This is a genomic window from Methanoculleus sp. (assembly GCF_035363275.1).
In the GTDB taxonomy this organism is placed as follows: Archaea; Halobacteriota; Methanomicrobia; order Methanomicrobiales; family Methanoculleaceae; genus Methanoculleus.
The window spans coordinates 48,331-54,878 of the sequence record NZ_DAOSET010000011.1; the positions used below are offsets into that span (position 1 = coordinate 48,331).

A 6,548-nucleotide genomic window follows, 5' to 3' on the forward strand; every position below is an offset into this window, starting at 1 on the left:
GGATCAGACCGCCATGATTACAGAGCACCCGGGAGCAGCCCCGGAGGGTGGAACCAGTTCCCGTCATGCGGGCCAGGGCGCCGGGGCCCGGTTCTCGAACAACTTCGACTTCCTGCGGTTCGCTGCGGCGGCGGCAATCGTCGTCACGCACGCTTACGCGCTCAGGCTCGGCTATGTCGGCATAGGGCTCACCGACCCGTTCGTGCTCATCGGGCAGGGGGCGCTTGCAGCCCTCCTCGTCACCAGCGGCTACCTGATCGCGGCAAGCTGGGAATCGACCGCATCCCCGCTCCGGTTCGCCTGGAAACGGTTCCTCCGGGTGGTCCCGGCCCTTGTCCTCGCGATCGCCCTGACGCTCTTCGTCATCGGCCCACTGATGACGACCCTACCTATAGGGGAATACTTTACCGCCCTCTTCTCCCCGGCCGGGCTCGCCACCATCCCCTTCTTTGAGAACGGATCGGCCATAGGCCTCTTCCAGGAGAACCCGTGGACCTACGTCAACGGCTCGCTCTGGACGATACCCGTCGAGGTCGCGATGTACGGTGTCGTCGCAGTCCTCGGGATAGCCGGATTTCTGTGGCGCAAGTCCGCTCTCCTCGCCCTCGCCGCCGTAAACGTCCTCCTGTGGATGGCCTGGTTCGACGACCCCCGGATGGCGAAGATCCGGTTCACCCTCTACTTCATCATCGGCGCCTACCTCTACCTCCACCGTGAGCGGATCGTCTACCGGCCGGTCATCGCCGGGGGGCTGCTCCTGCTACTCGGCGCTTCAGTCCTGACGCCCTACCCGGCCATCGTCGGGGTGATCGCCATCCCCTACCTCACCCTCTACGCCGCACACCTACCGGTCCCGTTTCTGAACACCTTCGGCAGATCGGGTGACTTCTCCTACGGCATCTACATCTACCACTACCCGGTCCAGCAGGTGCTGATCCAGGCCGCGGGCAACACCCTCCTCCTCCCGGCACTCGGCGGGCTCTCGTTTGCCGTGACGTTTGCTCTCGCGTTCCTCTCCTGGCACCTCGTCGAGCGGCGGGCGCTGGCGCTGAAGGGAGCCTCGCCGGCAAATGTCGTCCGGGAGTACCGGGTGCGTGCGGAAGCCCTCCTCTCCGCCGGGCGGTGAGAGACGGGATGACGCCCGGCAATGACGCCGGCAGCACCTATTATCCCGGATAGAAGCGTAAAGATTACTTGTTACAGAGGATACGAGAGTATGGCGTACTATTTTGCCTCGCGCATGGAAAAGACGCCCCGATCCTTCATCCGCGAGATCCTCAAAATGACTGAGAAGCCCGAGGTCATCTCGTTCGCAGGGGGGCTCCCGAACCCCTCGCTCTTTGCCGTTGAGGAACTGGCGACGGCCGCGCGAGACGTCATGGCGGATGCGGGGAGGGCAGCCCTGCAGTACAGCACGACCGAAGGCTATCTCCCGCTGCGGGAGTTCATCGCCGAACGCTACCGGCAGCGCCTCGGTCTCTCTGTCGGCCCGGACGAGATCCTGATCACGAACGGCTCCCAGCAGTGCCTTGACCTCATCGGGAAGGTCTTTCTGGACCCGGGCGATCCGGTCTTCATCGAGCGGCCGGGCTACCTCGGCGCGATCCAGGCATTCTCTCTCTACGAATCCGCGTTCCGTCCCGTGCCGCTTCTTGACGACGGTCCTGATATCGACTGTCTGAAAGCGATGCTGGAGGAGACGCCGGCCAGGCTCTTCTACGGCGTCCCGAACGCGCAGAACCCGTCCGGAATCACCTATTCAGAGGAGAAGCGGCGTGCCATCGCTGCCGCACTCGCCGACACCGGGACGATCTTCGTCGAAGACGACGCCTACGGGGAACTCCGGTTCGACGGGAGACACCTCCCTTCCGTCAGGCAGTACCTCGACGATGCGACGATCATCACCGGTTCTTTCTCCAAGATCGTCACGCCCGGACTGCGGATCGGCTGGGTCGCTTGCCCCCACGAGATCCTCGGGCAGATCACCGTGGCGAAGCAGGCCTCCGACCTGCACTCAAACACCCTTGCCCAGCGAATTATCGCCCGGTACGTCGAGACAAACGATATCGACGCTCATATCGAGCGGATCACCCGGGCATACCGCATACAGCGCGACCTGATGATCGCTGCGATCGAGGAGGAGTTCCCGGAGGGCGCCCACTACACCCGGCCGGATGGCGGGATGTTCCTCTGGGTCACTCTCCCGGAGGGCTGCTCGACCATGCGGCTCCTTGAGATCGCCCTCCGGGCGAACGTCGCGTTCGTGCCGGGCAGGGCGTTCTACGTCGATGGGGGTGGGGACACGGCGATGCGCCTGAACTTCTCGAATGCAGGCGAAGAAGAGATCGTCGAGGGGATCCGGCGCCTCGGCGCAGCGATCCGCACGTTCACCGGGTGATCCCCCCGGCTCAGAGCATCCTCTCGAGGATCTCCACCACATCCCGGACGTACCCGGGGCAGAGGGTCCGGGTGAGACCCTGCTCGCGGGCCCGGCCGAGCCCTTCGTCGGTCGAGAGATTGCAGTCGAGGAGCCCGGTGCATGAGACGGTCCCGTGCTTCCGGACGAAGCGGGCGATGAACTCCTGCGTGACGGCGTAGGTCCGCTCCTTCGCCTCTTTTCCCTCAGGACCGGTGCTCCCGAACAGGAGCCCGATCACGAGGACCGCGCCCGATACGGCCCCGCAGGCGCCCCCCGTATGCCCCACTCCGCCCCCAAACCCGGTGGCCGCCCGGAGGATGACTTCCTCCGGCACCCCGGCGTCGCGGGCGAAGACCGAACTGACTGCCTGCGCACAATTACAGCCCTGCATGAAGCGGGCAACCGCTCTCTCCGAACGTTCTGTCGTAGAACTCACCTGAAGGGGTGATTCGCTACCCGCCCCCTTCAAACTTGCGCGGGAGGTCCGGGGGAAGATATTAAGAGTCGGTCAGGGAAAGAAGAGACCAGGAGAAGAGCGTTACCATGTGGAGAGGAGCAGTGATGATCGTTCTCGTCGCCGTTCTGATCCCGGCAGCGGCAGGAGCGGAGGCATCGTACCGGAGCATACCGGAGGGAAGCACCGTCAACGACGTTGCGATCGCGGGAGACGGCCGGTATATGCTCGCGGGGACCGAAGGGGGAGGTATTATCTGCCTGCAACAGGACGGCACGGTCGCCTGGAACATGAGTGCCGGGAGCCCGGTGACGGCAGTCGCCGTTGCGGACGCCAGAAACTACGTGGCCGCCGGGACCGGTGCGGGCGACGTGCTCGTCCTCGACGAGCGGAGCGGCAACCGCTACTGGACCGGGAGCGTCGCAGGACCCGTCCGCGATCTCTCATTCCCGGGAGACGGCAAGTTCCTCGCGGCGGGGAGCAACCGCGTCACGCTCTTCGACTACCAGGGTCTGGAAGACTGGAACTTCTCGACGGGGGCCAACACAATCGTGTCGTCCGTCGCATTCGCTGCCGACGGGAACTACATCGTCGCCGGAAGCGATAACGGCGCCGTCCACTTCTTCGGCAGGCAGGGGAACCTCATGTGGCAGGGGCTCGCCCGGGGTGCGGTCACCGCGGTCGACGTCTCCCGTGACGGATCGGTCGTCGCCGCCGGAAGCCGGGGCCGTGTCCTCCAGGTCTACGGCAGGGCCGGGGGGCTCCCCTGGGCGGTGCAGACCGGAGCACCCATCCTCACGCTCGCCCTCTCTGCTGACGGGCAACTCGTGGCCGTCGGGAAGGAGGGAGGCGATCTGGAGTGTTACCGGCCTCGCCAGGGACTCGCCTGGCAGAACCGGACGGGAAGCGACGTCCTCACCGTCGGGATATCCCGGCGGGGCGAAATTGTCGCGGCCGGGACCGCCGCCGGGTCCGTGCACCTCTTCACCGGAGGTGGGGCGGAACGGTGGTCGTTTGATGCCGGTGCACCCGTGACGGCGGTCGCTCTCTCCGGGAGCGGCGATTATCTCGCTGCGGGCGCCGGAGAGCAGGCGTTCATCTTCAGGACGGCCGAGGTGCCGGCGGCAACGACGGCAACGCCTGCGGAGAACGCCACGCCCACAGCAACGCCCACAGAGGCCGGGGGAGCGGGCGCCCTCATCGGGATCATCGCCGTTGCGGCCGGCGCGGCCCGCGGCCTCTCCCGGCGCCGGTAAACGACGCGGGAGAGGGGGATCTCCCCTTCACCGGCAGGGCTTTCACGTACCCGGACCGAGCAGCACCCGGGCGGTTCCAGCGGGGTTGCCGGGACCGTCAGGGAAGTGATGCAGGTGGCACAGGAAGAGAGAAGAAAGCGGGAAGACCGGCCTGATGAGGAGATCCCGTTCGAAGATAAGGGGACCGATATCGTCTACAGCCCGGTCCCGTCCGAGCTCGGCGACGAAGGCCGGGAGAAAAGCCGCCCGCCGGGGGCACCCGAGACCCCGACGCCGCGGGCAGAACACGAGACCTCAAAGAAGGCCGAAGAACGGATCGCCCGGCAGCAGGGGAAGAAGTAGGGACGAGGGGTGCCTCCCGGAATCCCCGTCCTCTCCCCGGCCATCCGTGGTGCTGCAGCGATGCGGGAAGATTAATACCGCCTGACGTATGTCTGCACGGCATGGCAGTACGTCCAGCAGCGCGGCTAATGGCCGGCATACTCTTCGTGATCTTCGCAGTTGCCTCTACCATACCCGCAGTGGCGGGATACGAGGATACGACCGGGCGGGATTCAGGCGTACAGGACCTCTACCTCTTCATGGACGAGGAGGACCTCCTCGACCTCTATACCCGTGGCGACGAGTCAGACGAACGGCTGGGCGGTTATGTGCGGCTCTCTCCTGACGGCGAGGATATTGAACTTGAAGGAGTGCGGTTCCGGGGCACCTCCTCACGGGAACTGCCCAAAAAATCGTTCAACATCCTTTTTGCCGGCCCCCAGGAGTTCCTCTTCGGCAGCAGCACCATGAACCTGAAGGCCACCTACACTGATCCCACGATGATGCGGGAGAGGCTCGCGATGGATCTCTTCCGTGTTCTGGACCAACCGGCGCCGAGGACGAAGTATTTCGACCTCTACATCAATGGAATTTATGAAGGCCTGTATGTTCACGCGGAGCGGGTCGACGGCGATCTGCTCGCAAGCAACGGCTTAAACCCCGCCGGGACCCTGGTCGCCGACGATTTCCGGAACCATTACTACCTGCCGGAGGTCAACCGCCCCTCGGTCTTCGGGTTTCCCATCGACAAGCAGGACGACCCGGAAGCCTTCCTCGAAGCGACCATGGACAGCCGGGGCGACCCGGACTGGGAGGCGGTCCGGGACCTCGTCTCCTGGGTCTACCGGACCCCTGCCGGCCCGGAGTTTGAAGAGGGGTTTATCCAGCGGTTCGATGAGGAGAACTTCATCGACTGGCTGGCGATTCATTATCTCATCGGCGACGTCGACTCGTTCGGCGACGACTACTGGCTCTACCTGGACACCGCCAATCCGGACGCCGGGTGGATAGTCATACCCTGGGACAAGGACCTCACGTTCGGCACGCATACCCGCAGGGGCACCACGGTCAACGACTACTTCGGGTATGAGTCGCCGATAGCAACCGGGTGGGAGAACGATCTGGTGGCGAAGTTCCTCCAGACCCCCGAGCTTCGCGAGCGGCTTGAGGCCCGCATCCTCTTCCTGATGGACGATGTCTTCACCGAAGACTACTATGCCGGCCAGGTTGCCCTCCACGAGGAGACGATCGGGGAGAGGCTGAACATCACGCCGGGGGAGGACGCGTTCGTGCTTCACCCGCAGAACCATCACGGCGATATTGGTTACCTGGTATACCACACCGAAGCGATACAGGACTTTGTGCGGCTCCGGCACCAGTTCCTCCGGCGAGCGATCGTGCCCGGCACCGGGGACTACTATACCGCCTCGGTCGAGCTGCCGGCCGACCCGGAGGAGAGTACCGTCTACTTCACCGATCCCGGGGGATGGGTGATCGCGAGCCTCGAAGTCGTTAACGTGACGGAGCCGGGCACAATCACCGCTACGGTGGGCCGGACGCCGTTCAACCCCGGTATCGACCGGCACTGGCAGTTCGATGCGGGCGACGCCGACGTTCGCGGCAAACTGACCCTCTACTACAGGAACGACGTCGAATCGTGCTGTTTCCCGGTGGGGAACTGGTTTGTCTCCGACGCGGCGGTCCGGGACGCGGGTTATTCCCAGTGGGACCTCAGGATCGTCCGGCAGGACGGAACGGGGAGACCGGTGATGCTTGAGACCTATGTCAACCCCTACTCGAACAAGGCGTCCGCAGACGTCTCGCTGAACGGCACGACGGGGTTCATGCTGGTGCTGCCGGAGACGCCGTCGTGGGCACGGGTGCAATGAACACGCAGCCCGCTACCACCGGGGGAGGCAACACGGCTTCCTGGCAAAAGGACAGGGAGATCGGTCTTTTCCGAAACGATGGGGCTGCGCCCCTCTCGACACCCCCGGCGACCTGCGGTCGCCTATGAACTCAAGAAAAACGTAGCGGGAAAAGTTCAACGGAAAACAAGAAGAGTGGACCCGGCGGGATTTGAACCCGCGGCCTCTAC

At 64.6% G+C, this 6,548-nt stretch carries 6 protein-coding genes; 5 read left to right on the forward strand and 1 reads right to left on the reverse strand.

The features are described 5' to 3' along the window. Positions 1–13: 13 nt before the first annotated feature. Both PLN84_RS03750 and PLN84_RS03755 read left to right on the forward strand, forming a co-directional pair. Entirely contained in the window at positions 14–1,126 is a 1,113-nt protein-coding gene (locus PLN84_RS03750; RefSeq protein WP_292382590.1) for an acyltransferase, read from the forward strand. Between the two features lie 90 nt (positions 1,127–1,216). Beyond that, the gene (locus tag PLN84_RS03755) at positions 1,217–2,398 is read left to right on the forward strand and encodes a PLP-dependent aminotransferase family protein (protein WP_292559185.1); all 1,182 of its coding nucleotides are present in this window, start codon (positions 1,217–1,219) and stop codon (positions 2,396–2,398) included. Between the two features lie 10 nt (positions 2,399–2,408). Here PLN84_RS03755 and PLN84_RS03760 read toward each other — a convergent pair whose 3' ends face one another. Continuing rightward, entirely contained in the window at positions 2,409–2,855 is a 447-nt protein-coding gene (locus PLN84_RS03760; RefSeq protein ID WP_292559184.1) for a C-GCAxxG-C-C family protein, read from the reverse strand. 125 nt (positions 2,856–2,980) lie between these two features. Here PLN84_RS03760 and PLN84_RS03765 point away from each other — a divergent pair, with 125 nt between their 5' ends. From PLN84_RS03765 to PLN84_RS03775, 3 genes are all read left to right on the forward strand, one after another. Further along, positions 2,981–4,129 carry a PQQ-binding-like beta-propeller repeat protein gene (locus PLN84_RS03765; RefSeq protein WP_292382595.1) on the forward strand — a complete coding sequence of 383 codons (1,149 nt, stop codon included), beginning with the start codon at positions 2,981–2,983 and terminating at the stop codon, positions 4,127–4,129. A 114-nt stretch (positions 4,130–4,243) separates the two neighbouring features. Beyond that, positions 4,244–4,471 (forward strand): hypothetical protein, encoded by a 228-nt coding sequence (locus PLN84_RS03770; protein ID WP_292382597.1) that lies wholly within the window; start codon positions 4,244–4,246, stop codon positions 4,469–4,471. Positions 4,472–4,572: 101 nt separating this feature from the next. After that, a complete protein-coding gene (locus PLN84_RS03775) occupies positions 4,573–6,339 on the forward strand; it encodes a CotH kinase family protein (RefSeq protein ID WP_292559183.1) in 1,767 nt (588 codons plus the stop codon). The last annotated feature ends 209 nt before the right edge of the window (positions 6,340–6,548 follow it).

Excerpts from the sequence above, each read along its gene's own strand:
- PLN84_RS03775 (WP_292559183.1), top strand. The coding sequence starts at position 4,573 with ATGGCAGTACGTCCAGCAGCGCGGCTAATGGCCGGCATACTCTTCGTG.
- PLN84_RS03750 (WP_292382590.1), top strand. The coding sequence starts at position 14 with ATGATTACAGAGCACCCGGGAGCAGCCCCGGAGGGTGGAACCAGTTCC.
- PLN84_RS03765 (WP_292382595.1), top strand. The coding sequence starts at position 2,981 with ATGATCGTTCTCGTCGCCGTTCTGATCCCGGCAGCGGCAGGAGCGGAG.
- PLN84_RS03755 (WP_292559185.1), top strand. The coding sequence starts at position 1,217 with ATGGCGTACTATTTTGCCTCGCGCATGGAAAAGACGCCCCGATCCTTC.